This window comes from Halomonas campaniensis (genome assembly GCF_014193375.1).
Classification (GTDB): Bacteria; Pseudomonadota; Gammaproteobacteria; order Pseudomonadales; family Halomonadaceae; genus Halomonas; species Halomonas campaniensis.
In genome coordinates this window covers 166,432-190,584 of record NZ_JACHZF010000004.1, presented here as the reverse complement: position 1 = coordinate 190,584, position 24,153 = coordinate 166,432, and the positions used below count along the sequence as shown (strand labels likewise).

Here is a 24,153-nt window from a genome sequence, read left to right as displayed (position 1 = left end):
GACATCGCGGCCGTCCTGCCCCGGCATACACCAGAAGAAGAAGGAAGCTGGCCATGAGTTCACCGCTGACCGATGCCACCTCGGCCCCCTCCACGGCACCCGTGCATGACCTGACGCCTCGGCAGCAGGTCGAGCGGGTGCTGGCCACCCTGCCCACCGCCGGCGGCGCGCTCTCCCAGGCCGAGAGCAGCAGCGTGGCGCTGGGCAAGGGGGAGCTGGTCGAGCCCCTGCAGCGCATCAACGAGGTGATGCGCAACTACGGGGTGCAGTTCGAGCTGGGGGAGTTCGAGTCGCGGGTGGTGACGCGCATCGTCGACCGCGAGAGCGGCGACGTGATCCGTCAGATTCCCGCCGAGGAGGTGCTGCGGGTGGCGGAGCGGCTCGGCGAGGTGCAGGGGCGGCTGGTCAACCTGGAGGCATGACGCCGGGCTCGGCCAGCTCACACTTGCATGTTCATTACGTCCTTGTAGGCCGTCACCAGGCGGTTGCGCACCTGGACACCCATCTGGAAGGCCACGCTGGCCTTCTGCATGTCGGCCATCAGGTCGTTGAGCTCCACGCCAGGGTCGCCGGCCTGGAACGCCTCGGCCTTGGCCGCCGAGGCCTGCTGCAGGCGGTTGATGCGCTGGATCGAGGCCTGCAGCTCCCCCGCGAAGCCACCGGCACCCACCGAGGTGGCGACCTGCTGCCCCTTGGCCGACTGGCCGGCCGCCTGGGTCGCCAGCGACTGCATCTGGGACAGGGCCGATTGGATGGCGGGTGAACTCATGGTGTGACCTCGACTGGCAGACGATTCGATGCTGCCAAGGCTAGCACCCTGCCCGGCCAGCCCATGCCGGCAATTGCGCATGAAAAACGGGTTTTTTCCCGGGTTCGGGCTCGACGCCGCCCGGGATAATGGCGTCCATCAGAGTTCCGCCTGCTGCAGGCGGCCTACCGCGATGGACGGACGCAGGACATGCCCTCTTCTTCAATGACAGTGAGCGCCCCCGCCCACACTGCCCCCGCGGGGTGGTGGGCATGAGCAATGGCGCCACCGCCACCGGCTCCCAGAATGCCTCGCCCCCGCCGGGCGGCGCCGCACCCTCAGGCCTCGAGCGCCTGAAGGGGCAGCTGCGCGGCAACCCCATGGTGCTGCTGATGGTCGCCGGCGCCGCCTCGATCGCCATCATCGTGGCGCTGCTGATGTGGGCGCGCAGCCCGGAGTACCGGGTGCTCTACAGCAACCTCAGCGATGGCGACGGCGGTCGCATCATCAGCGAGCTGGACAGCCGCGGCGTCCCCTACCGCTTCAACGAGGGCGGCCAGGTGCTGATGGTGCCGGGCGACCAGGTCCACGGCCTGCGCCTGCAGCTGGCCGAGCAGGGGCTGCCCCGCGGCGGCAACGTCGGCCTGGAGCTGATGGACGACCAGGCCTTCGGCATCAGCCAGTTCGCCGAGCAGGTCAACTTCCAGCGCGGCCTGGAGGGCGAGCTCGCCCGCTCCATGGAGTCCCTGGGGCCGGTCTCCCGGGCCCGTGTCCACCTGGCGATGGCGCGGCAGTCGGTGTTCGTGCGCGATCGCGAGCCCGCCAAGGCGTCGGTGATCCTGACCCTGCATCCCGGGCGCCTGCTCGGCGACGGCCAGGTCAGCGCCATCGTCCACATGGTCTCCAGCAGCGTCCCGGAGCTCTCCGCCGAGGACGTCACCGTGGTCGACCAGGACGGCCGCATGCTCTCCTCCCAGGCGGCCAGCCGCCACGACCTCGACGGCTCCCAGCTCAACTACATCGACGAGGTGGAGCGCTCCTACCAGCGGCGTATCGAGAACATCCTGGTGCCGCTGCTGGGCCGCGAGAACGTGCGCGCCCAGGTGGCCGCCCAGATCGACTTCTCACGCCGCGAGGAGACCGCCGAGCGCTACGGCCCCAACCAGCCGCCCAACGAAGCGGCGGTGCGCAGCCGCCAGGCCAGCATCTCCTACAATGGGGACGAGGGGCTGGCCCAGGGCATCCCCGGCGCGCTGAGCAACACCCCCCCCGGCACCGCCCCCTCGCCCATCGAGCTGCCCGAGGGCGAAGAAGGCGAGGACGGCGAGGCCCAGCAGGCCGCGCTTCAGGCCATCAACAACCTGCGCCAGGACGAGGTCACCAACTACGAGGTGGACCGCAGCGTCTCCCACGTGCAGCACCGTCTGGGCCAGGTGGAGCGCCTGACGGCGGCGGTGGTGGTGAACTACCGCGACGAGCTGAACGAGGAGGGCGAGCTTGCGCGGGTGCCGCTGACCGACGTGGAGATCGCCCAGATCGAGCGCCTGGTGCGCCAGGCCATGGGCTTCTCGCAGGCACGCGGCGACGCGATCGAGGTGGTCAACAGCCGCTTCAACCGTCTCGACGAGCGTGACGAGGCGCTGGAGTGGTGGCAGTCGCCGGAGATTCAGCAGCTGGCACTCACCCTGGGCCGCTACCTGCTGGTGGGCCTGGCCGCCCTGCTGCTCTACCTGCTGCTGCTGCGCCCGCTGATCAAGCGGCATACCCAGGCTCCCCTGCCACAGCCCACCATGAACGCCCCGCTGCGGGTGAAGGTCGGCGACGAGGAGGAGAAGCCCCAGGCGCCGGACACCGCCGGCAACGCCGAGGAAGACACCTACGAGGCACCGCGCAAGCGCCGTCGCAAGGCCTCGGCCTATGAGCAGAACCTGAGCGACCTGCGCGAGATGGCCCAGGAGGACCCGCGCATGGTGGCGATGATCGTTCGCAGCTGGATGAACAAGCATGAGTAAGGCACAGAACCTGAGCGGCGCCCGCCGCAGCGCCATCCTGCTGCTGGCCTTGGACGAGGACAGCGCGGCCGAGGTGTTCAAGTTCCTGTCGGCCAAGGAGATCCAGGCGATCAGCGCCGAGATGGCGCGTCTCGATCAGGTCTCCCACGAGGAGATGCAGCAGGTGCTGGCGGAGTTCCATGCCGAGACCGAGGAGTTCATCGCGCTGAACCTCAACTCCAGCGAGCACATCCGCTCCGTGCTGACCAAGGCGCTGGGCAGCGAGCGCGCCTCGAGCCTGATCGAGGACGTGCTGGAGAGCTCCGGCGCCAGCTCGGGCATCGATGCGCTGAACCTGATGGAGGCCTCGCTGGTGGCGGAGCTGATCCGCGACGAGCACCCGCAGATCATCGCCACGGTGCTGATCCACCTGGAGCGCCACCAGGCCGCCGACGTGCTGGAGCTGTTCGACGACAAGCTGCGCAACGACGTGGTGCTGCGCATCGCCACCTTCAGCGGCGTGCAGCCGGCGGCCCTGCAGGAGCTCACCGAGGTGCTCTCGGGCATGCTCGACGGCCAGAACCTCAAGCGCAGCAAGATGGGCGGTGCGCGGACCGCCGCGGAGATCCTCAACCTGATGAACTCCAGCCAGGAGGAGGCCGTCATCGAGACGGTACGCGCCCACAGCGAGGACCTGGCCCAGAAGATCATCGACGAGATGTTCCTGTTCGAGAACCTGCTCGACCTGGACGACCGCAGCATCCAGCTGGTGCTCAAGGAGATCGACACCAACTCCCTGGTGGTGGCCCTCAAAGGCGCCCCCGAGACGCTCATGGACAAGTTCCTGCGCAACATGTCCCAGCGTGCCGCCGATCTGGTCCGCGAGGACATGGAGGCTCGCGGCCCGATCCGCGTCTCCCAGGTGGAGGCCGAGCAGAAGGCGATCCTGCAGATCGTGCGCCGCCTGGCCGACAGCGGCGAGATCGTGCTGAGCGGCGGAGACGACACCTATGTCTGAGCGCCGGCCGCAGGAGGAATCGGTGCCGCTGCAGGACGCCGAGGTCAGCTGGCGGCCCTGGCGGATGGGCGAGCTGCGCACGCCCCGCGAGTCCGGCCAGGCCGGCGCCCCCTCCGCGGACGAGACCGCTCGGCGCAAGGCGGCCTTCCAGCGCCAGGCCGAGCTGCGTGCCCTGCGCGACAAGGTCAGCCAGGAGGCTCGCGAGCAGGGCCACCGCGAGGGCTTCGAGGCCGGCCACGCCGAGGGCCATGCCCAGGGCCTGGCGAAGGGGCTTGAGGAGGGCCGCGAGCAGGCCCGCCAGGCGTTCGAGCGCGAGGCCCGTGAGGCCCTGGCGCCGCTTCAGCCGCTGGCCGAGCAGTTCGGCGAGGCGCTGGCCCGCCTCGACGAGGAGGTCGCCAACGAGCTGGTCGAGCTGGCCCTGGCCACCGGCCGCCAGCTGGCCGGCGAGGCGCTCAAGGCACGCCCCAAGCAGGTGCTGGAGATCGTCCGCGCCCTGCTGCACACCGAACCCGCCATGACTGGCAAGCCGCGCCTGTGGCTGCACCCGCGCGACCACGCCCTGGTGGAGGAGCACCTGGGCCAGGAGCTGGTAGCGGCCGGCTGGGTGCTTCAGCCCGACGACCAGGTGACCCGCGGCGGCTGCCGCGTGACCAGCGCCAGCGGCGAACTCGACGCCACCTGGGAGAGCCGCTGGGCGGCGGTGAAGCGCCAGGTGCGCCGCCGCAAGCCCACTCCCGAGGCGAGCGGTGACGCCGGCGGCTCGGCCAGCCCGGACGGCTCAGCCAGCCCGGAGGCAGGCGCATGAACGGCGTGGCAACGGCCAACCCCCATCACCAGCGCTGGCAGCAGTCGCTGCTCAAGGTGCGCTCGCGGGTCGAGAAGGTACCGCCGTTCCGCGCCAGCGGCCGGGTGGTGCGCGCCACCGGCATGGTGATCGAGGCGGTCGGGCTGCAGGCGCCGCTGGGCAGCGCCTGCCGGATCGAGCTGCCGGCGCCCTACAGCGATGACCCACCCCGCCATGCCGAAGCCCAGGTGGTGGGCTTCGCCGGCGAGAAGCTGTTCCTGATGCCGCTGGCCGAGGTCACCGGCCTGCTGCCCGGTGCGCGGGTCTTCCCGCTGGGCGAGGGCGGCAACGGGGCGAGGCGCTTCCCGCTGGGCGAGGCGCTGCTGGGCCGGGTGGTCGACGGCAACGGCGAGCCCCTGGATGGCAAGGGCGCCCTGGACGAGGTGCACCATGCCCCGCTGCAGACCCCGCCGCTCAACCCCCTCTCCCGGGCGCCCATCGATCGCCAGATCGACGTGGGCATCCGCGCCATCAACGCCCTGCTCAGCGTCGGCCGCGGCCAGCGCATGGGCCTGTTCGCTGGCTCGGGCGTGGGCAAGTCGGTGCTGCTGGGCATGATGGCCCGCTTCACCCAGGCCGACGTGATCGTGGTCGGCCTGATCGGCGAGCGGGGCCGCGAGGTGCAGGACTTCATCGACAACATCCTCGGGGAGGAGGGGCGCCGCCGCGCCGTGGTGGTGGCCGCGCCCGCCGACACCTCGCCGCTGCAGCGGCTGCAGGGCGCCGCCTATGCCACCCGCCTGGCCGAGGGCTTCCGCGACGAGGGCCGCGACGTCCTGCTGATCATGGACTCCCTGACCCGCTACGCCATGGCCCAGCGGGAGATCGCCCTGGCCATCGGCGAGCCGCCGGCCACCAAGGGCTATCCGCCCTCGGTGTTCGCCAAGCTGCCGGGGCTGGTGGAGCGGGCCGGCAACGCCGAGCGGGGCGGCGGTTCCATCACCGCCTTCTACACGGTGCTGACCGAAGGCGATGACCAGCAGGACCCCATCGCCGACTCGGCCCGGGCGATCCTCGACGGCCACGTGGTGCTGTCCCGGGAGCTGGCCGAGGCGGGCCACTACCCCGCCATCGATATCGAGGCCTCCATCAGCCGCGCCATGACCCACATCATCTCGGACGAGCAGGGCCAGATGGCCCAGGCGTTCAAGCGGCTGTTTTCCCGCTACCAGCGCAACCGCGACCTGATCAGCGTCGGCGCCTACAGCCCCGGCCACGACCCGCAGCTGGACGAGGCGGTACAGCGCTACCCGGCCCTGGAGGCCTTCCTGCAGCAGCAGATCAACGAACGCGCCCCGATGGAGCAGGCGCTCCAGGAACTGGCACAGGCACTGGGAGGCAGACGATGACGACCCCCTCCACCCCCCTCGACACCCTGATCGGCCTCGCTCGCGACGCCCGGGACCAGGCCGGCCAGGCCCTGGCCGGCGAGCGCCAGAGCGAGCGCCAGGTGGCCGGCCAGCTCGAATCGTTGGGCCGCTACCGCCTCGAGTATGCCCAGCGCCTCCAGCAGGCAATGCGCGAGGGCATCGACCCGGCCACCATGCGCAACTACCAGCGGTTCCTCGACTCGCTGGATGACGCCCTGGCGCGGGCCCGACAGGCCCTGGCCGCCCAGCAGCAGCGGGTGGGCCAGAGCCAGGCCCAGTGGCAGCAGCAGCAGCGCCGGCTCTCCTCCTACGACACCCTGGCCGAGCGCCGCGCCGCCCAGCAGAACCGCAAGGCCCAGCGCCAGGAGCTGCGCACCAGCGACGACCTGGTCAACAGCCGCCTGCTGCGCAGTCGCCCATCCAGCGAATCCTGACGCCCCGGAGACCTCACCATGGACATTTCGCTTCTTCTCGCCGGCGTGGCCGGCAAAGGCCAGGCGCTCTCCGGCAAGCCCACCCAGGGCGACGGCGGCTTCTCGCTGGCACTGGAAAGGCTCGGCGCGGCGGGTGCCCCTGGCGCCCCCGGCCAGGCCGGCACCCAGCTGCCCGGCGCCTCCGCGAAGGGGCTGGCCGCCTCGCCGCTGGCCGCGCTGGAGATCGACCTGCCCCAGGGGCGGCTGGACGCGATGATGCAGGCGCTGGGCGAGCTGCCCGCCGAGGGCGTCGACGCGCGCCTGGCCGAGATCGCCGAGCGCCTGGCGCTGATCCAGGCGGCGGGCCAGCAGGCCGAGACGCCGCCCACCGCCGAGGCCGCCATGCCATCCACGGAGGCCCACCACGCCGCGCTGCCGGCACCAGCCGCGAACGTGTCGCCGGAGGGCGAGCCCGAGATGGCCGCTGCCGGCGAGTGGGCCGCCCTGGCGGTCGCCGCCCAGCCGGGGGTCAACGAGGCGTCCCGCGGCCTGCGCCATGGCGAGGCCGCTGCCGACGGAAAGGCGCCCCCGCGGCTCTCCGCCATGGAGCCGCCGGCGCTCGCTCAGGCCGAGCGCCTCGACGCCAGGGCAGGGGCCGCGGCAAGGCCAGCCGTCGAGGGGGCCGCCCCCCGGGCCGCCGAGCCCGCCATCAGCGCTTTGCCCCCGCGGCCCGACGGGCAGCTCACCGCCAGCGAGGGGCGCGGGAGCGAGCCCCGCGGCGAGGGCTTCGCGGCGCTGCTGAACGGCCAGCCTGGCAGCCTGGCCTCACCGGCGGCCGGCGCCGGACCGAACGCGGCCGCCCTCTCCGCGCCCCTGAACAGCCCCGCCTGGCCCCAGCAGTTCAGCCAGCAGGTCGGCCAGCAGATGATGATGCTGGGCCAGCGCGGGGGCGAGCAGCGCATCGAGCTGCACCTCAACCCGGCCGAGCTCGGCCCGCTGACGATCTCCCTGAAGATGAGCGAACAGGCGGCCCAGGCCCAGTTCCTCTCCGCCCACGCGTCGGTGCGGGGCGCGGTGGAGCAGGCGATTCCCCAGCTGCGCGAGGCGCTGGCCGAACAGGGCATCAGCCTGGGCGACACCTCGGTGGGTGAGCAGCGCCAAGACGACACCGGGGGCGAGCTGGCCGGCCAGGGCGGCACCGGCACGCGCGGCTCTGACGCGGCACCCGGCGAGGAGGGCGAGGCGCTGGCCGCTTCAGTCGCGGCATCGCCGGCCGATATCTCACTGGACGGCCGGGTGGATCTCTACGCCTGAGGCGAGCCGCCAGCCCGGCGTCGAACGGCAGGTAAAAAGCCGAGATAGGCCCCTTAGCGGGGCCTGTTCCCTTCATCATGCTCGCCTCCCGGTCCGCATACTGGCACGGGTGGCAAGAGTGGACGTTTCGGGCACAGCCCAGAGGTAGCAAGGCAATGGCGAATTCTAAGGGCGGCTCGCGCAAGCTGCTGTGGCTCATGATGGTGCTGGTGGTGCTCTCCTCCTCAGCGGCGGCGGCGGCCATCTACCTGGTGCTCGGCCAGGGCAGTGGAGACAGTACGTCCGCGATGCAGGTCCAGGCGACGCCCGAGCGGCGCGCGCCGATCTTCGTCAAGATCGACCCCTTCACGGTGAACCTGGCCGACGACGTCTACGGCACCCGCCTGCTCTACACCGGCATGTCGCTCAAGGTCGGCGATACCGAGACCCGGGAGATCCTCGAGGAGCACATGCCCCAGGTGCGCAGCCGCCTGCTGCTGTTGTTCTCCGGCCAGGAGGCCCGTGAGCTGACCGGCCCCGGCGGCAAGGAGGCGCTGGCCGACAAGGTGCTAGCCGTGCTCCACGACCCGATGACCGAGCACCAGCCCGAGCTGGCCATCGAGGACGTGCTGTTCACCGAATTCATCGTGCAATAACGCGGATCGACCCCATGTCCCAAGACGATCTGCTCTCGCAGGAAGAGATCGACGCCCTGCTCAAGGGCGTCAGCGGCGAGGAGGAGTCCTCCTCCTCCGGCGGACGCGACGAATCGCGGATGCGCCCCTACGACCCGGCGACCCAGCACCGGGTGATCCGCGAGCGCCTGCACGCCCTGGACATCATCAACGAGCGCTTCGCCCGCCACTTCCGCATGGGCATGTTCAACCTGCTGCGGCGCAGCGCCGACATCACCGTGGACACGGTGCGCTACCAGAGCTACAGCGAGTTCTCGCGCAACGTGCCGGTGCCGACCAACATCAACCTGATCGCCATGAAGCCGCTGCGCGGCTCGGGGCTGATCGTGTTCCCGCCGAGCCTGGTGTTCATGGTGGTGGACAACCTGTTCGGCGGCGACGGGCGGTTCCTGACCCGCTCCGAGGGGCGGGAGTTCACCAACACCGAGCAGCGCATCATCATGCGCCTGCTCAACCTGGCCATCGACGCCTACAGCGAGTCCTGGAAGTCGGTCTACCCCCTGGAGATCAGCTATCTGCGCTCGGAGATGCAATCGAAATTCGCCAACATCACCAACTCGCCCAACGAGATCGTGGTGAACACCTCCTTCAACATCGAGGTGGGCAACCTGTCGAGCAACTTCCAGGTCTGCATGCCCTACTCGATGATCGAGCCGTTGCGCGACCTGCTGGCCAACCCGCTCAACGACGGCCACCACGACCAGGACGGCAGCTGGAAACGCCGCATGGCCGGCGAGATTCGCCACTCCGAGGTCGAGCTGGTGGCCGACTTCACCCAGGTTCCGACGCGCATCGCCCACGTCATGGCGCTCAAGGTGGGCGACATCCTGCCCCTGGAGCTGCCCGACACGGTGATCGCCCGGGTCGACGGCGTACCGGTCATGGAGTGCGAGTACGGCAGCCAGCATGACCAGCGCGCCCTGCGCGTGCTGCGCATGATCGACCATGCCCAGAACACCGCCTCGTCCGATGCCTTCGTCAGGGGCTCGGCGCCGCCATCCAAGGAATCCAAGAATGACTGATCCCAAGAAGCCCGATCAGCCCATCGGCGACGACGACTGGGCCGACGCCATGTTCGAACAGGAGAAGGCCGACTCCCGGGGCGACGCCCCCGGCGAGGAGGAGGACCCCTGGGCCGCGGCCATGGCCGAGCAGGCGGCCGCCGAGTCCGCTGACGCGGCCCCGGAGCCCGCCGAGGCGCCGAAGCCGGCCCGCGCCGCCGGCGACAGCGTGTTCCGCCCGCTGGAGCAGGGCGGCTCGCTTTCCGCCGCCCGCGACCTTGAGATGATCATGGACATCCCGGTCAAGCTCGCCGTTGAGCTCGGCCGCACCCGAATCACCATCAAGCAGCTGCTCGAGCTGGCCCAGGGCTCGGTGATCGAGCTCGACGGCCTGGCCGGGGAGCCGATGGACATCCTGATCAACGGCTACCTGATCGCCCAGGGCGAGGTGGTGGTGGTCGAGGACAAGTACGGCATCCGCATCACCGAGATCATCACCCCCTCCGAGCGCGTGCAGAAGCTGAACCGATGAGCGACACCCCCGCCCGCGACGCCGCCGGCGGCGGCCTTGAGGCCGTGACGACCGGCGGCGATGCCCTGATCGGCATGGCCACCCTCGGCAAGACCGCCGCCGCCCTGGCGCTGGTGGTGCTGATCATCCTGGCCGCCAGTGCGGTGCTGAAGCGGGTCGGCGTCAGCCGCCAGCGCCACGGCGGCCGCCTGCAGGTGGTGGGGGCCACCGCCGTGGGCCAGCGCGAGCGGGTGGTGATCGTCCAGGTGGAGCAGACCTGGCTGGTGCTGGGCGTGGGGGGCGGCCAGGTGAGCAAGCTCCATGAGCTGCCGGCCCCGGCCGATGCCCCCGCCGAACCCGCGGCCGGGGGCATCGGCTTCGAGGCCGGCGACAGCTTCGCCACGCGCTTCGCCAAGGCACTCAAGCACAACGCGGGGCTCAAGGACAGGTCCGGCGTGGGGCGTGGCCGATCGTGATACGCCGCCTGTCTCGCATCCTGCTGGCCCTGCTTCCCGGGCTGGTAATGCTGCTGGTGCCTGGCCTGGCACTGGGCCAGCAGATCCCGGGCATCGTCAGCCAGCCCCTGGAGGATGGCGGCCAGCAGTGGTCGCTGTCGCTGCAGACGCTGCTGCTGCTCAGCTCGATGGCCTTCCTGCCGGCCCTGCTGCTGATGATGACCGGCTTTACCCGCATCATCATCGTGCTGAGCCTGCTGCGCACCGCCATGGGCACCCAGGCCACGCCGCCCAACCAGGTGCTGCTGGGCCTGGCGCTGTTCCTGACCTTCTTCGTCATGGCGCCGGTGTTCCAGATGGTCTACGAGACGGCCTGGCTGCCGCTCTCCGCTGAGGAGATCAACTTCGAGGAGTTCCTGCAGCTGGCCCAGCAGCCGTTCCGCGAGTTCATGCTGGGCCAGACCCGCGAACCCGACCTGGCGCTGTTCGCCCGGCTGGCCGAGGCGGGCCCCATGCAGGGGCCGGAGGACGTGCCGCTGCGTGTTCTGGTGCCGGCCTTCGTCACCAGCGAGCTGAAGACCGCTTTCCAGATCGGCTTCATGGTGTTCATTCCCTTCCTGATCATCGATCTGGTGGTGGCCAGCACGCTGATGTCGCTGGGCATGATGATGGTGCCTCCGATCACCATCTCGCTGCCCTTCAAGCTGATGCTGTTCGTGCTGGTGGACGGCTGGCAGCTGATCGTGGGCTCCCTGGCCCAGAGTTTCTACATCTGACGCGAGGAGACGGACGATGACCCCGGAGATGGTGATGGGCCTGGCCTACCAGGGCATGAAGGTGACCCTCTTCCTGGGGGGACCGCTGCTGCTCACGGCGCTGCTGACGGGCCTGACAGTCAGCCTCTTCCAGGCGGCGACCCAGATCAACGAGATGACCCTGTCGTTCATTCCCAAGATCCTGGGCGTCTTCCTGGTGCTGATCCTTGCCGGGCCCTGGCTGCTCAAGCTGATCACCGACTTCACCCGTGAGCTGTTCCTCAACATTCCGATGATGGTGTCGTGACGGGCCGGCCATGGTCGAGGTGACCTTCGCCCAGCTGCATGGTTGGCTGGTGGCCTTCCTGTGGCCCTTTGCCCGCCTCACGGCCTTCCTGGCCGCCTCGCCGCTGTGGGGGCACTCCAGCGTACCGAACCAGGCCAAGGTGGGGCTGGCGGCGCTGGTCGCCATCGTCATCGCCCCGGTGGTCAGCGTCCCGGACGTGCCGCTGGCCTCCTGGGCGGGCGTGGGCATCCTGATGGAGCAGATGCTGATCGGCATCGCCATCGGCCTGGTAATGCAGGTCACCTTCGCCGTGGTGCAGGCCACCGGGGAATTCATCGGCCTGCAGATGGGCCTGGCCTTCGCCACCTTCTTCGACCCGAGCAGCGGCACCAACATGGTGGTGCTGTCGCGCTACCTCTACATGGTCACCCTGCTGATGTTCCTGGCCTTCAACGGCCACCTGATCGTACTGGAGATCCTGGCGACCAGCTTCGTGACGCTTCCCATCGGCCTGGGGGGCTTCAACGCCGGCGCCTTCGAGATGCTGGCGCGCTACGGTGGCACCATCTTCCTCTCCGGCATGCTGCTGGCCCTGCCGCTGGTCGGGTCGCTGCTGATCATCAACCTGGCACTGGGCATCCTCAACCGCTCGGCGCCCCAGCTGACGGTCTTCAACATCGGCTTTCCCACCTCGCTGACCGTGGGCCTGGCACTGATGATGGTGCTGATGACCGACATCGGCCGCTTCCTGCAGGGTCTCTTCGCCAACGCGCTGGAATTCATGCGCCAGCTGCTGGAGGCGCTGGCACCGCTGCCACCGGCGACCTGAGCGCCGCCTCCGGCTAAGGAACGCGTGACGCAAAAAAGCCGCCAGGGCCGGGAAGCCAAGGCGGCAAGGGATCCCGGCTGACAGGGAGGCAAGCCGGGACAGGCGTCATACGGGAGGGCGTCAGCGCAGGTAGTCGAAGAGCGACAGCCCCTTGATGTCCACAAAGGCCTTCTGGGCCGCCTGGAGCCCGACCTGGCGCAGGCTGTACTCGGAGATCGCCTCGGCGTAGTCCAGGTCGACCAGGTCGGAGAGGGTCTGCTCGTAGTTGAGCATGCGGTTGCCGCCCACGGCATCCACCACGTCCAACTCGTTGAGGCGCGCGCCCACCGAGGCACGCACGGTCAGCACGTTGTCGAGGCTGTTGTCGAGCTCGCGCATCACGCTGTTGATGTCGTCCCTGAAGTCTGGCCCTCTCGGGTTCTCGAGCGCCTCCAGCGCGGTTTCCATGGTCTGGAACAGGTCGGTGGCATCGCCACCGGGGCCGTGCCGGAAGATGGTTTGTCCATGATCGACGACCGGCAACAGGCGAGAGGCGTCGATACGCTGCTCCCGCACGTTCAGGTCACCCTGATACTCGATAGCACCGGTAGTTTCGTTTTTCTGGAACGGCGGCGCATCGTCATTGAAGCCGCCGAACAGGTAGCGGCCGTTGCCGTCGGTGGCATTGGCCTGGCCGATCAGGGTCTCGTAGATGCCGCGCAGCTCCGAGGCCACCGACTGGCGATCGACATCGCTCAGGGTGTCGCTGGCGGCCTGCACCATCAGGGTCTTGGCGCTGGTGATGGCGTCGCTGACGCTGTTGAGCACGCTCTCCGATTGAGAGAGGGAGTTGCGGGCGCTGACGCGGGCGTCGGCGAACTGCTGGGTGACCGCCTTGGCCTGGGAGACGCCCACCGCACGGGAGGCCGCCTGGGGATCGTCGGAGGGGTTCACCACCCGGCGGCCGGTGGCGATCTGCTGACCCACCTTCATGAACTCGCCCTGCTGGCGGTTCATGGAGTTCACGCTCTGCTCATACATGGTGACGGTGCTGATACGCATCGTGTGCTTCCCCTGAATCAGCTACGCAGGCCGAGGATGGTGTCGAAGATCGTCGAGGCGGTATCGATGACCCGGGCGTTGGCGGCATAGAACTGCTGGTAGCGCAGCAGGTTGGCGGCCTCCTCGTCCAGGTTCACGCCGGACTCGGACTGCTGTACCGCCTTGAGCTGGTCGGTCAGCCCCTGGCGGGCCTCGAGATTGACCTGGACGATATTGGTGCGGTTACCCACGTCGCTGACCAGGCCCGCATAGGCCTGGCTGAGTGACGCACGATCGGCGACCAGCATCTGATCCTGAAGGCCCTGCAGCGCCAGGGCGTTGCGATTGTCGCCGGTGCCGGTGAACTCCCAGACCGCCGAGTCATCCTCGGGGTTGGCCGGCTGGGCGGCGGCGATCCTGTCCAGTTTACTGATTTCGGTCTTGAGGTCTCCCGCGGCATGGCGAACCGGCTGAACCTCGAATCGGTCCCCGTCCTGGGGGGATGAGGCAAAGGTCAGGGTCATGCCGCCAAATCTTAGGGTATTGCTGCCAGCGTCCCAGTCACCAGCCTCAAGCATAACGGCTTGTCCGTCGTCCTTACGGGTAATGGCTGGCTCCCCTTCCTCGAAGCGAATGGCGTAGTCGGTCGCAGCCAGCTCACCGATGCGAACCGGATCAAATGCCTTGCCTACTGAGATATCACTGCTGTTGCGGGCGTTTCCGTAGACTCGAGGCTCACCGGTGGAGAAGAAATCACCCCCAACTTCGCCATCGAGATCCATGCCTTTCGCATGCTGAGCGTTGAAGCCCACCGCCAGCGATACGGCCAGCTGGCCGATCTGGTTCTGGGTCTTGTCCAGGGTCTCGGCGCGGAACGTCATCAGACCACCCAGGGTGCCGCCCTGGACGGTACTCTCCGGCAGCGCCGCCAGGTTACCGCTGGAGTCGCGAATACCCAGCACGGTGCGCTGCGGGTCGTTGGGCGCGTCCATGGCCTCGAGGCGATAGTGGTTGGTGCCCGCCACCAGCGGCTGGCCGTTGGACAGGCTGATGTTGTAGGTCTTGCCGTCCTGGATATTGAGCCGCACATCCATGCGCTCGCTGAGCTCGGCCACCAGCTGGTCGCGCTGGTTGAGCAGGCCGTTGGGCGCCTCGCCGGTGCGCGCACGAGCCAAGGCGATCTCGCGGTTCAGGGTGGCGAGCTGCTCGGTGGTATTGTTGATCTGGGTGACCTCATCCCGGATCTGGCCGTTGATGCCCGACTGCATGTCCTGCAGGTAGCCGTCGAAGGCCCGGAACTGCGCCGTCAGGGTATCGGCGGTGCCGAGTACCCCCTGGCGCGCCGCCGGATCGGAAGGCGCGCCGGCCAGGTCCTCGAGCGAGGAGAAGAAGTTCTGCATCAGCGGGGCCAGGCCGGCCTCGCGGTCGGCCAGCAGGTTGTCGATCTGGCTCACCTGGCCCTGGTAGGCGGCCAGCGCGCTGGAGCTGCTGGTGGCGGCATTGAGCTGGCTGGCCACGTACTGGTTGAACTGGCGCTGGATATCGTTGACCCGCACCCCGCCATCACCGCGGCCCTCCCCCAGAATCACCAGCTCCCGGTTGTAGCCCGGCGTGTAGACGTTGCTGATGTTGTTGCTGGTGGTGTTCAGGGCGTTCTGGGCGGCATTGAGGCCGCTGAGCCCGATGGAGTAGATGCTCATGCTGTCCGTTCCTTAAGCCGATATCTCTCTATCGGCAAGCACCATCAAGTCTTTAGGATTCCAGGCCAGGCGGCTGCCGGTTCAGTAGCGCAGGAAGACCAGGGAGTCGTTGCCAGGCGCCATGGGGCCCAGGGTGTTCATCACCGCAATCAGCTTGTCGGCATAGGCCGGGTCGGTAGCGTAGCCGCCAGCCTGCAGCTCACGGGCCGCCTGCTCGGCGCTGGGCGCCGTGGTCACCCGCGCGTAGCGGGGATTATCGCCGATCAGCCGGGCATAGTCGGTGAACGCCTCCTCGAAGGAGCCGTAGACCCGGAAACTGTCACTCACCCGGGTGCGCTGGCCGTTCAGGTACTCGTGGGTGGTGATCTCGGTGGTCGGCCCCTGCCACTGGCTGCCGGCCTTGATGCCGAACAGGTTGTGGCTGTTGCGGCCATCCGCCGTGGCGATCTCGTGCCGCCCCCAGCCGGTCTCCAGCGCCGCCTGGGCCAGGATCAGCTCGGCCGGCACCCCGGTCTTGCGGCTGGCCGCCTGGGCCGGGCCGGTGAGCCGGTCGAGGAAGGCCTGCACATGATCCGGTGCCGACTCGCTGCGACTGGCGCCGCCGCCGGTGGCGTTCACGGCGGGGGTCGGCTCACTGCGCGCATCGCCGCGGGTCTGCCGCTCGGCCGCCGGCACGGCGGCCATGCGATCCATGAAGCCGACCGGGGCGGTCTCGAGGGCCTCCATGAAGCTGGCCGGGGGCGTTACTGGCTCGGCACCATCGGCGCTGGCCGCCTCATCCTTTTCCTCACCGCCGCTGTCGGCATCGGGGCGCAGGGCATCCTGCAGGGGCCGGGGTGCCCCGCGGGGAATCCCGGCGATCAGCTCATCGACGGCGCTGCCCTGCTGCGGCGGGGCCGACACCATGCCGCTGCGCTCCAGCTGGACCACCAGGCTATCGGCCAGGCCGATGCCGCGGGAGGCCATGGTCTGGGACCACTGCTGGTCCAGCAGCGACTGGTAGAACTCGGTCTGCTTGCTGTCGATCAGTCCCGTGGTGGGCACGGCATCCCGCATGCTCTTGAGCATCATCTGGATGAATAGCGCCTCGAACTGCTCGGCGGCACCGCGTACGCCCTGGGAAGGGTCCTGGCGTGCGCTGTGTTTGAGCCGCTGCAGGCCCTGCATGTCGAGGGCGAACTGGCCGCCGGTGGTGTCCAGGCTCATGTCAGAGGATCTCCAGATCGGCGCGCAGGGAGCCGGAGGCCTTCAGGGCCTCGAGGATCGCCATCAGGTCCTGGGGAGTGGCCCCGAGGGCGTTGAGGGCGTTGACCACGTCGATCAGATCGGCGCCCTCCACCACCTGCAGGTAAGCGTCCTGCTGCTCGATCTCGATGTCGGTATCGGGGATCACCACCGTCTCACCCTCGCCGAAGGGCGACGGCTGGCTGACGCCGAAGCGGGTGTCGATGACGATGGAAAGATTGCCGTGGGCCACCGCGGCGCGGCGCAGGGTCACGGCGCTGTTCATCACCACCGAGCCGGTGCGGGAGTTGAGTACCACCTTGGCCGGCGCCTCGGTGGGGGTGACGCGGATATTCTCCACCTGCGCCATGAAGTTGACCCGGGAGTTGTCGTTGGTCGGCCCGTCCAGGGCGATCACCCGGCCGTTGCGTGCCGCCGCCACCGGGCGACCGAACTCCTGGTTGATGGCACTGACCACCCGCTGGGCGGTGCCGAAGTCGGCCTCCTTGAGCTCCAGCTCGAGCAGTCCGCCATTGGCGCCGAGCGCCAGGGGCACCTCGCGCTCGACCATGGCACCGCCGGCGATGCGCCCGCCAGCCTGCTGGTTGATCTGCACGCTGCTGCCGCCGGCCTCGGCACCGGCGCCGGCCACCAGCAGGTTGCCCTGGGCGATGGCGTAGGTCTCGCCATCGGCCCCCTTGAGCGGCGTCATCAGCAGGGTGCCACCGCGCAGGCTGCGGGCGTTGCCCACCGAGGAGACGTTGACGTCGATGCGCTGGCCGGGGCGTGAGAAGGGTGGCAGGTCGGCGGTGATCATCACTGCGGCGACGTTGCGCAGCTGCATGTTGGTGCCGGGCGGCACGGTGATGCCCAGCTGCGACAGCATGTTGGTCAGGCTCTGGCCGGTGAAGGGCGCCTGCATGGTCTGGTCGCCGGTGCCGTCGAGGCCCACCACCAGGCCGTAGCCGACCAGCACGTTGTCGCGCACGCCGGCGAAGGTCGCAAGCTCCCGAATACGCTCTGCCTGGGCCGGCAGCGCCACCAGGCAGGCGAGCGCCACCAGCAGCCACCTGGCCAGCCAGCGTGAGGAAACGATCTTGGACACGCGATGCATGCTGCCCCCTAGAACGGCGAGATGTTGAGGAAGAAGCGCTGCAGCCAGCCCATGTGCTGAGCCTCGCTGATGTAGCCGTTGCCCACGTACTCGATGCGCGCATCGGCCACCGAGGTGGAGGGCACGGTATTCTGGCCGGTGATGGTGCGCGGATTGACCACCCCGGAGAAGCGGATGAACTCCACCCCCTGGTTGATGGCGATCTGCTTCTCGCCCCGCACCCTCAGGTTGCCGTTGTGCATCACCTCCAGCACCGAGACGGTGATGGTGCCGGTCATGCTGTTGCTGGCCTGGGAGCCGCCGCCCCCGTTGAAGCTGCTATTGCCGGAAAGGTCACCGGAGAGGTCGATACCTTCCTCGGCCAGGCGCTCCAGCACATCGGGCAGCGCTGACAGATTGAGCTCCGCCGAGCCGTTTCGGGACATGTTGGACTGGGCGTTCTTGCTGGCACTGACCTGCTCGTCCAGCACGATGGTCAGGATGTCGCCCACCATGCGCGGACGACGATCCTCGAACAGCGGCTGGTAGCCGCGGTGGGCCTGGTAGATCGAGCCGTTGGCCTGCCGGGGCGGCGGCTCGGAGATGTCGATCTGCTCCTGCTCGCCCACCACCGAGGCGCGGGGCACCTGGGCACAGCCGGCCAGGGTCAGCAGGGCAAGCGCCGTCAGCAGCGCGGCGGCGCGCAGGATGATCCTCGGCATCATGGTCGTCTCTCCCGGCCCTGGGGCCTTACAGCTGTGCCAGGCGCGCCAGCATCTCGTCGCTGGTCTGCACCGCCTTGCTGTTGATCTCGTAGGCCCGCTGGGTCTGGATCATGCTGACCATCTCCTCGACCACGTTGACATTGGAGGTCTCCACGTAGCCCTGGAAGAGCCGACCGGCGCCGTTCATGCCCGGCATGGTCTCGTTGCGCGGGCCGGAGGAGGTAGTCTCCAGGTAGAGGTTGCCGCCGATGCTCTCCAGCCCCGTCGGATTGACGAAGGTGGAGATGCTGATCTGGCCCACCTGCAGTGACTGGGCCACGCCCGGCTGGGTCACCGAGACGGTGCCATCCTCGCCGATGGAGACCGACAGGGCGTTGTCGGGAATGATGATCGCCGGCTCCAGGGGGTAGCCGTTGGCGGTGACCATCTGGCCGTTCTCGTCGAGCTGGAAGCTGCCGTCGCGGGTATAGGCGGTGGAACCGTCGGGCATCAGCACCTGGAAGAAGCCGTTGCCATTGATGGCCAGGTCACGGGAGTTCTCGGTGTTCTCGAGCCCGCCCTGGGTGTGGAGCCGCTCGGTGGCCACCGGACGCACACCGGTACCGACCTGCATGCCGGAGGGGAGACGGTTCTGCACGTCGTTCTGGGCACCCGGCTGGCGCAGGTTCTGGTAGAGCAGATCCTCGAACACCGCCCGGCTGCGCTTGAAGCCGTTGGTGCTGACGTTGGCCAGGTTGTTGGAGATGACGTCCAGCTTGACCTGCTGGGATTCCAGGCCGGTCTTGGCGGTCCAGAGTGACTTGATCATGGAAGCATTCCTGTTGCTCGGGCATCAGCCCTGTAAGGAGAACCCTCAGCCCTGCAGGGAGAGCAGGTTGTTGGCGCGCTGGGCGGACTCGTCGGCGGTGCTGATCACCTTCATCTGCATCTCATAGCGGCGGGCGACGTCGATCATCGACACCATGGCCTCGATGGCGCTGACGTTGCTGCCCTCGAGCACGCCGCTGACCACCCGGACGTCCTCGTCCTGGCCCAGCGGCACGACCTCACCCTCGGCATTGGCGGCGGGACGGAACAGGCCGTCGTCGCCACGCAGTAGCGCCGCCTGGCCGGGATCGACCAGCTTGATGCGGCCCACGTCGACCAGCGCCTCGGGCCCCTGGCCCTCGCCGATGGCGCTCAGGGTGCCGTCGGCGCCCACGGAGAGCTGGGCGCCCAGCGGCACGATGATCGGGCCGCCCTCGCCGATCACCGGGCGGCCGGTGACCATTAGCAGGCCGTCGCCGTCCACCTGCAGGTCGCCGCGGCGGGTGTAGGCCTCGGTGCCGTCGGCGGCCTGGACGGCGATCCAGCCGTTGCCGTCGATGGCCACGTCCAGCTCACGGCCGGTAGTAGCCATGGGGCCCGGGCTGAAGTCGCTGCCCGGCGTCGAGGCCGCCACCGAGGTGCGGGTGGCCAGCGCGGCCTCGCCCTGCACCGGCACGGCGCGCATGGCGTGCAGCTGGGCGCGGAAGCCCGCGGTGTCGACGTTGGCCAGGTTGTGGCTGACCACCGACTGCTGGTCCATGCTCTGCTTGGCACCGCTCATGGCGGTATAGAGGATGCGATCCATGGTTCAGGCTCCCGTGTCAGCCGCCTCAGCGCAGGTTGATGGCGGTCTGCAGGAGCTCGTCCTGGGTCTTGATGGTCTGGGAGTTGGCCTGGTAGGCGCGCTGGGAGACGATCATGTCGACCAGCTGCTTGGCCATGTCCACGTTGGAGGTCTCGATGGCGCCGGAGACCACGCTGCCCAGCACGCCGGTGCCCGGGGCGCCGAGCAACTCCTGGCCGGAGGCGTTGGTGGCCGTCCAGACGTTGTCACCCGCGGCGTTGAGGCCCTCCGGGTTACGGAAGTTGGCCAGGGCGATCTGACCCGCCGGGCGCGACTGCTCGTTGGCGTAGTTGCGCATGATGGTGCCGTCGTCCTGGATGGTGATGCCGACCAGGGCGCCCGAGGTATAGCCGTTCTGGGTCAGGGCGCTGGTGGTGGAGGTATTACCGAACTGGGTGGAGCCGGCGACATTGAGAGTGAATGTCAGATCTTCCGGATCGTCACCCAGTGTCGTGTCATCGAAGGTCAGTTCCGGCATAGCACCCGCCACAGGGGCAGCCAGTGTTCCGCTGTTGTCGAATTCGACCTGGAAATCGTTATTCGCATCGTAACTACCGTCCATCACCACCTTGGCATCCCAAGTGTTTGAAGCGGTCTTTTCATAATACACGGTGACATTACGAGGATTGCCCAGCGAGTCGTAGACGGTAAAGTTATTGGAATAGTGGTAGTTGATATCCTGGGGATTATCGGTCGCGATATTCGTCACCTCGGAAACGCTGAGGCCCTCACCCTCTGCCTTGCGCGAATCCAGGTTGAAGGTCGTCGCCACGTTGGTGGTGGCGCTGGCCGGCATCTCGTCGGCGGGCACGGTCAGCACCTGGGGCTGGCCGCCGGCCTGAACCTGACCCTGGGCGTTGAGGCCATAGCCCATGATCCGCGCGCCCTGGGCGTTCTGAAGGAAGCCATCCGGCGTCAGGGTGAGCTGGCCGTTGCGGGAGTAGACGATCTCTCCCGCCTGCTCGAAGCGGTAGAAGCCCTGCCCGCTGATCGCCAGGTCGAGGTTGCGGTTGGTGGCCTCGATGTTGCCCTCGCTGAAGTCCTGGAGCACCGCCGAGACCCGCGTGCCCAGGCCCACCTGGGAGTTGGCGAAGACATCCGCGAACTGGGAGCTGGCGCCCTTGAAGCCCACGGTCTGGGAGTTGGCAATGTTGTTGCCCAGCACGCCCAGGTTGGATTTGGCGGCGTTCAGGCCGCTCAGCGCTTGTGAAAAACTCATGTCGACTTCCTCTGCCTACCGGCCTGTATACGTGTTCAGAGAATCTGCTTGACCTGGTCGAGCCCGACCTGGCCATAGATGGCGCCCAAGTCCAGGCGGACGCCGCCCTGCCCATCCGGCGGGGTCACACCGCCCACCACGGCGTAGTTGAGGGTCTCGGCGGACAGGGCCTCCTCGCCGCGAAGCGCCTCGATGCGCACCCGGTAGGCGCCGGGAATTGCGCCTTCCCCCTCGCGGGTCCTGCCGTCCCAGGTGAAGGACTCCACCCCGGCGCTGACAGGGCCGATGTCATAGCGATTGATGACCTGGCCATCGCCGCCGACGATGGTGACCCGCACGTTATCCGCCGACTCCGCCAGCTCGATGCCGAAGGGCGTGGCATGAGCCTGCCCCTCCGCGTCCCGCTCCAGCAGCACGCGATCCCCCGGCACCAGCACGCCTTGGCCGATCAGTCCGGCGGCCTGCATGGTCTGGCCGGCGCCGATCTGGCTGGTGATGCCGTCAAGGGTCTTGTTGAGCTGCTCGATGCCGCTGACGGTGTTGATCTGGGCCAGCTGGGAGGTCAGCTCGTTGTTCTCCAGCGGGTTGAGCGGGTCCTGGTTCTGCAGCTGGGTTATCAGCAGCGTCATGAAGTTGTCGCGCAGCTCGTCGGACTGACGGCTGGCCATGCCCGCTGGGGCCCCAGCATTGACGGTGTTGAGGACGTTGCTGCCGATGGGAGAGGTCATGGGATCAGCCCTCGCCCAGTGTCAGGGTCTTCATCATCATCTGCTTGGTGGTGTTCATGACCTCGACGTTGGCCTGGTAGGAGCGCGACGCGGAGATCATGTTGACCATCTCGTGCACCGGCTCGACGTTGGGCATGGTCACGTAGCCCTCGTCATTGGCCAGCGGGTGCTCGGGCCGGTACTCGAGGCGCATCGGGGTCGGGTCCTCGACCACCTCGCGCACCCCCACGCCGCCGATGCCGTGGGCGGCGGCGGCCCGGCTCTCGAACATGACCTGCTTGGCGCGGTAGGCCTCGCCGCCGGGGCCGGCCACGCTGTCGGCGTTGGCCAGGTTGCTGGCGGTGACGTTCATGCGCTGGGACTGGGCGCTCATGGCCGACCCGGCGATATCAAAGGCGGAAAACATCGACATGGAGGTAGCTCCTTACTCGGGCTGCATGGCGTTCTTGAGGCCCTGAATGCGACTGTTGAGGATGGTGAGGGCGGCCTGGTAGCGCACCGAGTTGTCGGCGAAGGCGGTGCGCTCGCGATCCATGTCCACGGTATTGCCGTCCAGGCTGGGCTGGTCGGGCACGCGGTAGAGCAGCCCGGCGTCGCCGTGAGGCAGACCCTGGCCGACGATATGCCGCTCCGAGGTGCGGGCCAGTGACAGGCCCTTACCGCTTCCATTGCCGTTCGCCACGGCCTGCTTCAGCTCGGCGGCGAAGTCCATGTCCCGCGCCTTGTAGCCTGGCGTGTCGGCATTGGCGATATTGCTGGCCAGCACCTTGTGGCGCTGCTGACGAAGCCCCAGCGCCTGCTGGTGGTAGTTGAACGCGGCCTCGAGCTGGTCGATCATCCCGGCGCTTCCTGTGCAAACGGCATTTGTTGACGATGCAGAATAGCCAGGCCGTCGTCAGCCCAAAGGGTCGAACAGCCCCGTGTTCCCCCTCCATTTCGGTTCTTTCTCGCGGGGCAGGCGTTCTAGAATGCCCTTGGCCCCTTGTCACCCGAGCCCGCCATGCCCCAAGCCTGCCGCCAGACCCGCACCCCCAACCGCCTGCCCCGCCTCCTGATGGCGGCGGCCCTGCTGCTGGCCAGCATGGCCTCGTCCGCGGACGAGGCCATGCTGGCCGAGGTACATGCCTTCCTCTATGACGAGGCGAACCGCCTGGGTGACGAAGTGGTGATCGAGGTGCGCCCCCCCTCGGCGCACCTGCCGGCCTGCAACTCCCCCCAGCCCTTCCTGCCCCATGCCGGCCAGCCGGTGATGGGGCGCGTCTCGGTGGGGGTGCGCTGCGGCGAGCAGGGCCGACAGGTGCGCTATCTGCAGGCCGAGGTGGGAGTCATCGGCGACTATCCGGTCGCCGCCCGGGACATGGCCGCGGGCACCCTCGTTACGGCTGACCTGCTGGAGACTCGTCGCGGCAACCTCAGCCGGCTGCCCCGGCATGCGATCCTCGACGCGGATGAGCTGCTGGGCCAGCAGGCCAGCCGCCCGATCCGCGCCGGCGAAACGCTGCAGGCGCATCAGTTCCAGGCCCCCACCCTGGTCGAACGCGGCCAGGCCGTGGTGGTCGAAGCTCAGGGGCCCAGCTTTCGAGTGACGCGCGAGGGAGAGGCACTGGAGCCGGGGGGCCATGGCGAGCGGGTGAGGGTTCGCTTCGGCAGCCGAGAGTTGGTGACGGCTAGGGTGGTTGGAAACGGCCGGCTGGTCGTGGACTTCTGACGGGCCCTTGGCTAGGCTGCCCCCTTCACCACATGGGCTAAAGTTCCCCGTCGACCGGCCGATATCAGAGGCAAGACCCCTGAACAGTGCACCGGTCAAGAGGCAATCATCTTGAAGATCGACAACCACAACCCGCTGATCCGCCCCGGTCAGGCCCAGCAGCGCGACGAGACCCAGAAGGTCAAGGGCGCTGATCAGCCGGGCTCCAAGGACGCCGGCCCCGCGGCCATGACCCACCTGAGTCAGCGCGCGGCCGATACCCGACAGGATATCGATACCGCCCGGGTGGAGGAGATTCGCGAGGCCATTCGCGAGGGCCGCCTGGAGATTCGAGCCGACCGCATCGCCGACGGGCTGATCGCCAGCGTGCGTGACCTGCTGGGGAACGACAAGGCATGAGTCTGGCCAGACTGCTGAGCGACCAGCAGGCACGCCTTAGCGAGCTGGTCCGGCTGCTCGAGCAGGAGCTGGAGGCGCTGACGGTCGGCCAGGTCGACGGCGAGCTGCTCAAGGGCATCGCCCGCCGGAAACGAGAGCTGCTGGCCGAACTGGAGCGGACGGAAACCCTGCGCCGCCAGGTACAGCAGCGGCTCGGCTATCCGATGGACCCGGCCGGCTCGCTGGCCGCGGCGAAGGATGCAAACTGCCTGGGCGCCTGGGAGGCCTGCTTGGCCGCCACCGAGCGGACTGCCCGCCTCAACGACCTGGCCGGCCAGCTGCTCGGCATGCGGCTGAAGCACAACCAGCAGATGCTCGACTTCATCCACGAGGTGTCGGAGAAGACCCTCTATGATCCCAGCGGGCGCTCCGGACGCCAGTCGGGCCGCCTCAGCACATCGGCCTGAGCATCGCCCTCACCGCCGCTTCGCCCCCCTC

At 68.5% G+C, this 24,153-nt stretch carries 29 protein-coding genes; 17 read left to right on the top strand and 12 right to left on the bottom strand.

What is annotated here, in order from left to right:
• Positions 1-53: 53 nt before the first annotated feature.
• Positions 54-422, top strand: coding sequence for a flagellar protein FlaG (locus BDK63_RS03840; RefSeq protein WP_183330004.1), 369 nt, complete (start codon positions 54-56; stop codon positions 420-422).
• A 17-nt stretch (positions 423-439) separates the two neighbouring features.
• Here the strand turns inward: BDK63_RS03840 and fliE are convergent, their stop codons facing one another.
• The gene (fliE, locus tag BDK63_RS03835) at positions 440-769 is read right to left on the bottom strand and encodes a flagellar hook-basal body complex protein FliE (RefSeq protein WP_183330003.1); all 330 of its coding nucleotides are present in this window, start codon (positions 767-769) and stop codon (positions 440-442) included.
• A 251-nt stretch (positions 770-1,020) separates the two neighbouring features.
• Between fliE and fliF the strand changes: the two genes are divergently transcribed.
• From fliF to fliR, 13 genes are all read left to right on the top strand, one after another.
• Positions 1,021-2,760, top strand: coding sequence for a flagellar basal-body MS-ring/collar protein FliF (gene fliF, locus BDK63_RS03830; RefSeq protein WP_183330002.1), 1,740 nt, complete (start codon positions 1,021-1,023; stop codon positions 2,758-2,760).
• Entirely contained in the window at positions 2,753-3,757 is a 1,005-nt protein-coding gene (fliG, locus tag BDK63_RS03825) for a flagellar motor switch protein FliG (RefSeq protein WP_183330001.1), read from the top strand. The genes fliF and fliG overlap by 8 nt, the downstream gene beginning before the upstream one ends.
• Positions 3,758-3,779: 22 nt before the next feature.
• Positions 3,780-4,562, top strand: coding sequence for a flagellar assembly protein FliH (gene fliH / locus BDK63_RS03820; protein WP_343065269.1), 783 nt, complete (start codon positions 3,780-3,782; stop codon positions 4,560-4,562).
• Positions 4,559-5,950 carry a flagellar protein export ATPase FliI gene (fliI, locus tag BDK63_RS03815; RefSeq protein WP_183329999.1) on the top strand — a complete coding sequence of 464 codons (1,392 nt, stop codon included), beginning with the start codon at positions 4,559-4,561 and terminating at the stop codon, positions 5,948-5,950. Before fliH ends, fliI begins: the two co-directional genes overlap by 4 nt.
• Complete coding sequence (fliJ, locus tag BDK63_RS03810) at positions 5,947-6,405, top strand: flagellar export protein FliJ (RefSeq protein WP_183329998.1); 459 nt, start codon at positions 5,947-5,949, stop codon at positions 6,403-6,405. Before fliI ends, fliJ begins: the two co-directional genes overlap by 4 nt.
• A gap of 18 nt (positions 6,406-6,423) precedes the next feature.
• Entirely contained in the window at positions 6,424-7,698 is a 1,275-nt protein-coding gene (locus tag BDK63_RS18625; RefSeq protein WP_183329997.1) for a flagellar hook-length control protein FliK, read from the top strand.
• A gap of 155 nt (positions 7,699-7,853) precedes the next feature.
• On the top strand, positions 7,854-8,333 hold the full coding sequence (gene fliL, locus BDK63_RS03800; RefSeq protein WP_183329996.1) for a flagellar basal body-associated protein FliL: 480 nt from the start codon (positions 7,854-7,856) through the stop codon (positions 8,331-8,333).
• A 14-nt stretch (positions 8,334-8,347) separates the two neighbouring features.
• A complete protein-coding gene (gene fliM / locus BDK63_RS03795; RefSeq protein ID WP_183329995.1) occupies positions 8,348-9,394 on the top strand; it encodes a flagellar motor switch protein FliM in 1,047 nt (348 codons plus the stop codon).
• Positions 9,387-9,905 (top strand): flagellar motor switch protein FliN, encoded by a 519-nt coding sequence (fliN, locus tag BDK63_RS03790; protein WP_183329994.1) that lies wholly within the window; start codon positions 9,387-9,389, stop codon positions 9,903-9,905. The genes fliM and fliN overlap by 8 nt, the downstream gene beginning before the upstream one ends.
• Positions 9,902-10,360: a flagellar biosynthetic protein FliO gene (fliO, locus tag BDK63_RS03785; RefSeq protein WP_183329993.1), complete on the top strand. Its 459-nt coding sequence runs from the start codon at positions 9,902-9,904 to the stop codon at positions 10,358-10,360. Before fliN ends, fliO begins: the two co-directional genes overlap by 4 nt.
• 47 nt (positions 10,361-10,407) lie before the next feature.
• Entirely contained in the window at positions 10,408-11,115 is a 708-nt protein-coding gene (fliP, locus tag BDK63_RS03780) for a flagellar type III secretion system pore protein FliP (RefSeq protein ID WP_183330018.1), read from the top strand.
• Positions 11,116-11,131: 16 nt separating this feature from the next.
• Positions 11,132-11,401 (top strand): flagellar biosynthesis protein FliQ, encoded by a 270-nt coding sequence (fliQ, locus tag BDK63_RS03775; protein ID WP_183329992.1) that lies wholly within the window; start codon positions 11,132-11,134, stop codon positions 11,399-11,401.
• A 10-nt stretch (positions 11,402-11,411) separates the two neighbouring features.
• Complete coding sequence (gene fliR, locus BDK63_RS03770; RefSeq protein ID WP_183329991.1) at positions 11,412-12,209, top strand: flagellar biosynthetic protein FliR; 798 nt, start codon at positions 11,412-11,414, stop codon at positions 12,207-12,209.
• A 120-nt stretch (positions 12,210-12,329) separates the two neighbouring features.
• Here fliR and flgL read toward each other — a convergent pair whose 3' ends face one another.
• The 11 genes from flgL to flgB all read right to left on the bottom strand — a co-directional run bounded on the left by flgL (position 12,330) and on the right by flgB (position 22,407).
• Positions 12,330-13,250, bottom strand: coding sequence for a flagellar hook-associated protein FlgL (flgL, locus tag BDK63_RS03765; protein WP_183329990.1), 921 nt, complete (start codon positions 13,248-13,250; stop codon positions 12,330-12,332).
• A 17-nt stretch (positions 13,251-13,267) separates the two neighbouring features.
• Positions 13,268-14,929, bottom strand: coding sequence for a flagellar hook-associated protein FlgK (gene flgK, locus BDK63_RS03760; protein WP_183329989.1), 1,662 nt, complete (start codon positions 14,927-14,929; stop codon positions 13,268-13,270).
• A gap of 81 nt (positions 14,930-15,010) precedes the next feature.
• Positions 15,011-16,135, bottom strand: a complete 1,125-nt coding sequence (gene flgJ, locus BDK63_RS03755; protein WP_183329988.1) for a flagellar assembly peptidoglycan hydrolase FlgJ — start codon at positions 16,133-16,135, stop codon at positions 15,011-15,013.
• A 1-nt stretch (position 16,136) separates the two neighbouring features.
• The gene (locus tag BDK63_RS03750; protein WP_183329987.1) at positions 16,137-17,267 is read right to left on the bottom strand and encodes a flagellar basal body P-ring protein FlgI; all 1,131 of its coding nucleotides are present in this window, start codon (positions 17,265-17,267) and stop codon (positions 16,137-16,139) included.
• Between the two features lie 8 nt (positions 17,268-17,275).
• The gene (locus BDK63_RS03745) at positions 17,276-17,971 is read right to left on the bottom strand and encodes a flagellar basal body L-ring protein FlgH (protein ID WP_221202495.1); all 696 of its coding nucleotides are present in this window, start codon (positions 17,969-17,971) and stop codon (positions 17,276-17,278) included.
• 25 nt (positions 17,972-17,996) lie between these two features.
• A complete protein-coding gene (gene flgG, locus BDK63_RS03740; protein ID WP_183329986.1) occupies positions 17,997-18,779 on the bottom strand; it encodes a flagellar basal-body rod protein FlgG in 783 nt (260 codons plus the stop codon).
• Positions 18,780-18,824: 45 nt separating this feature from the next.
• Positions 18,825-19,583, bottom strand: coding sequence for a flagellar basal body rod protein FlgF (locus tag BDK63_RS03735; RefSeq protein ID WP_183329985.1), 759 nt, complete (start codon positions 19,581-19,583; stop codon positions 18,825-18,827).
• Positions 19,584-19,608: 25 nt separating this feature from the next.
• Complete coding sequence (gene flgE / locus BDK63_RS03730; protein ID WP_183329984.1) at positions 19,609-20,841, bottom strand: flagellar hook protein FlgE; 1,233 nt, start codon at positions 20,839-20,841, stop codon at positions 19,609-19,611.
• Positions 20,842-20,876: 35 nt separating this feature from the next.
• Positions 20,877-21,569: a flagellar hook assembly protein FlgD gene (locus BDK63_RS03725; RefSeq protein WP_183329983.1), complete on the bottom strand. Its 693-nt coding sequence runs from the start codon at positions 21,567-21,569 to the stop codon at positions 20,877-20,879.
• Between the two features lie 4 nt (positions 21,570-21,573).
• The gene (gene flgC, locus BDK63_RS03720; RefSeq protein ID WP_183329982.1) at positions 21,574-21,981 is read right to left on the bottom strand and encodes a flagellar basal body rod protein FlgC; all 408 of its coding nucleotides are present in this window, start codon (positions 21,979-21,981) and stop codon (positions 21,574-21,576) included.
• Positions 21,982-21,993: 12 nt separating this feature from the next.
• Positions 21,994-22,407, bottom strand: coding sequence for a flagellar basal body rod protein FlgB (gene flgB / locus BDK63_RS03715; RefSeq protein ID WP_183329981.1), 414 nt, complete (start codon positions 22,405-22,407; stop codon positions 21,994-21,996).
• A gap of 162 nt (positions 22,408-22,569) precedes the next feature.
• Here flgB and flgA point away from each other — a divergent pair, with 162 nt between their 5' ends.
• The 3 genes from flgA (at position 22,570) to BDK63_RS03700 (ending at position 24,122) form a co-directional block, all read left to right on the top strand.
• Positions 22,570-23,277, top strand: a complete 708-nt coding sequence (gene flgA / locus BDK63_RS03710; protein WP_183329980.1) for a flagellar basal body P-ring formation chaperone FlgA — start codon at positions 22,570-22,572, stop codon at positions 23,275-23,277.
• A 111-nt stretch (positions 23,278-23,388) separates the two neighbouring features.
• On the top strand, positions 23,389-23,676 hold the full coding sequence (flgM, locus tag BDK63_RS03705) for a flagellar biosynthesis anti-sigma factor FlgM (RefSeq protein ID WP_183329979.1): 288 nt from the start codon (positions 23,389-23,391) through the stop codon (positions 23,674-23,676).
• Positions 23,673-24,122: a flagella synthesis protein FlgN gene (locus tag BDK63_RS03700; protein ID WP_183329978.1), complete on the top strand. Its 450-nt coding sequence runs from the start codon at positions 23,673-23,675 to the stop codon at positions 24,120-24,122. The genes flgM and BDK63_RS03700 overlap by 4 nt, the downstream gene beginning before the upstream one ends.
• Positions 24,123-24,153: the final 31 nt, after the last annotated feature.

Coding starts and splice junctions, on each gene's coding strand:
- flgK (WP_183329989.1), bottom strand. CDS start 14,929: ATGAGCATCTACTCCATCGGGCTCAGCGGCCTCAATGCCGCCCAGAAC.
- fliF (WP_183330002.1), top strand. CDS start 1,021: ATGAGCAATGGCGCCACCGCCACCGGCTCCCAGAATGCCTCGCCCCCG.
- fliN (WP_183329994.1), top strand. CDS start 9,387: ATGACTGATCCCAAGAAGCCCGATCAGCCCATCGGCGACGACGACTGG.
- fliI (WP_183329999.1), top strand. CDS start 4,559: ATGAACGGCGTGGCAACGGCCAACCCCCATCACCAGCGCTGGCAGCAG.
- BDK63_RS03840 (WP_183330004.1), top strand. CDS start 54: ATGAGTTCACCGCTGACCGATGCCACCTCGGCCCCCTCCACGGCACCC.
- BDK63_RS03745 (WP_221202495.1), bottom strand. CDS start 17,971: ATGATGCCGAGGATCATCCTGCGCGCCGCCGCGCTGCTGACGGCGCTT.
- BDK63_RS03750 (WP_183329987.1), bottom strand. CDS start 17,267: ATGCATCGCGTGTCCAAGATCGTTTCCTCACGCTGGCTGGCCAGGTGG.
- fliM (WP_183329995.1), top strand. CDS start 8,348: ATGTCCCAAGACGATCTGCTCTCGCAGGAAGAGATCGACGCCCTGCTC.
- BDK63_RS03700 (WP_183329978.1), top strand. CDS start 23,673: ATGAGTCTGGCCAGACTGCTGAGCGACCAGCAGGCACGCCTTAGCGAG.
- flgE (WP_183329984.1), bottom strand. CDS start 20,841: ATGAGTTTTTCACAAGCGCTGAGCGGCCTGAACGCCGCCAAATCCAAC.
- BDK63_RS03725 (WP_183329983.1), bottom strand. CDS start 21,569: ATGACCTCTCCCATCGGCAGCAACGTCCTCAACACCGTCAATGCTGGG.
- fliP (WP_183330018.1), top strand. CDS start 10,408: ATGCTGCTGGTGCCTGGCCTGGCACTGGGCCAGCAGATCCCGGGCATC.
- flgG (WP_183329986.1), bottom strand. CDS start 18,779: ATGATCAAGTCACTCTGGACCGCCAAGACCGGCCTGGAATCCCAGCAG.
- BDK63_RS18625 (WP_183329997.1), top strand. CDS start 6,424: ATGGACATTTCGCTTCTTCTCGCCGGCGTGGCCGGCAAAGGCCAGGCG.
- fliQ (WP_183329992.1), top strand. CDS start 11,132: ATGACCCCGGAGATGGTGATGGGCCTGGCCTACCAGGGCATGAAGGTG.
- fliG (WP_183330001.1), top strand. CDS start 2,753: ATGAGTAAGGCACAGAACCTGAGCGGCGCCCGCCGCAGCGCCATCCTG.
- flgA (WP_183329980.1), top strand. CDS start 22,570: ATGCCCCAAGCCTGCCGCCAGACCCGCACCCCCAACCGCCTGCCCCGC.
- fliO (WP_183329993.1), top strand. CDS start 9,902: ATGAGCGACACCCCCGCCCGCGACGCCGCCGGCGGCGGCCTTGAGGCC.
- flgL (WP_183329990.1), bottom strand. CDS start 13,250: ATGCGTATCAGCACCGTCACCATGTATGAGCAGAGCGTGAACTCCATG.
- fliJ (WP_183329998.1), top strand. CDS start 5,947: ATGACGACCCCCTCCACCCCCCTCGACACCCTGATCGGCCTCGCTCGC.
- flgB (WP_183329981.1), bottom strand. CDS start 22,407: ATGATCGACCAGCTCGAGGCCGCGTTCAACTACCACCAGCAGGCGCTG.
- flgJ (WP_183329988.1), bottom strand. CDS start 16,135: ATGAGCCTGGACACCACCGGCGGCCAGTTCGCCCTCGACATGCAGGGC.
- flgC (WP_183329982.1), bottom strand. CDS start 21,981: ATGTCGATGTTTTCCGCCTTTGATATCGCCGGGTCGGCCATGAGCGCC.
- fliL (WP_183329996.1), top strand. CDS start 7,854: ATGGCGAATTCTAAGGGCGGCTCGCGCAAGCTGCTGTGGCTCATGATG.
- fliR (WP_183329991.1), top strand. CDS start 11,412: ATGGTCGAGGTGACCTTCGCCCAGCTGCATGGTTGGCTGGTGGCCTTC.
- fliE (WP_183330003.1), bottom strand. CDS start 769: ATGAGTTCACCCGCCATCCAATCGGCCCTGTCCCAGATGCAGTCGCTG.
- BDK63_RS03735 (WP_183329985.1), bottom strand. CDS start 19,583: ATGGATCGCATCCTCTATACCGCCATGAGCGGTGCCAAGCAGAGCATG.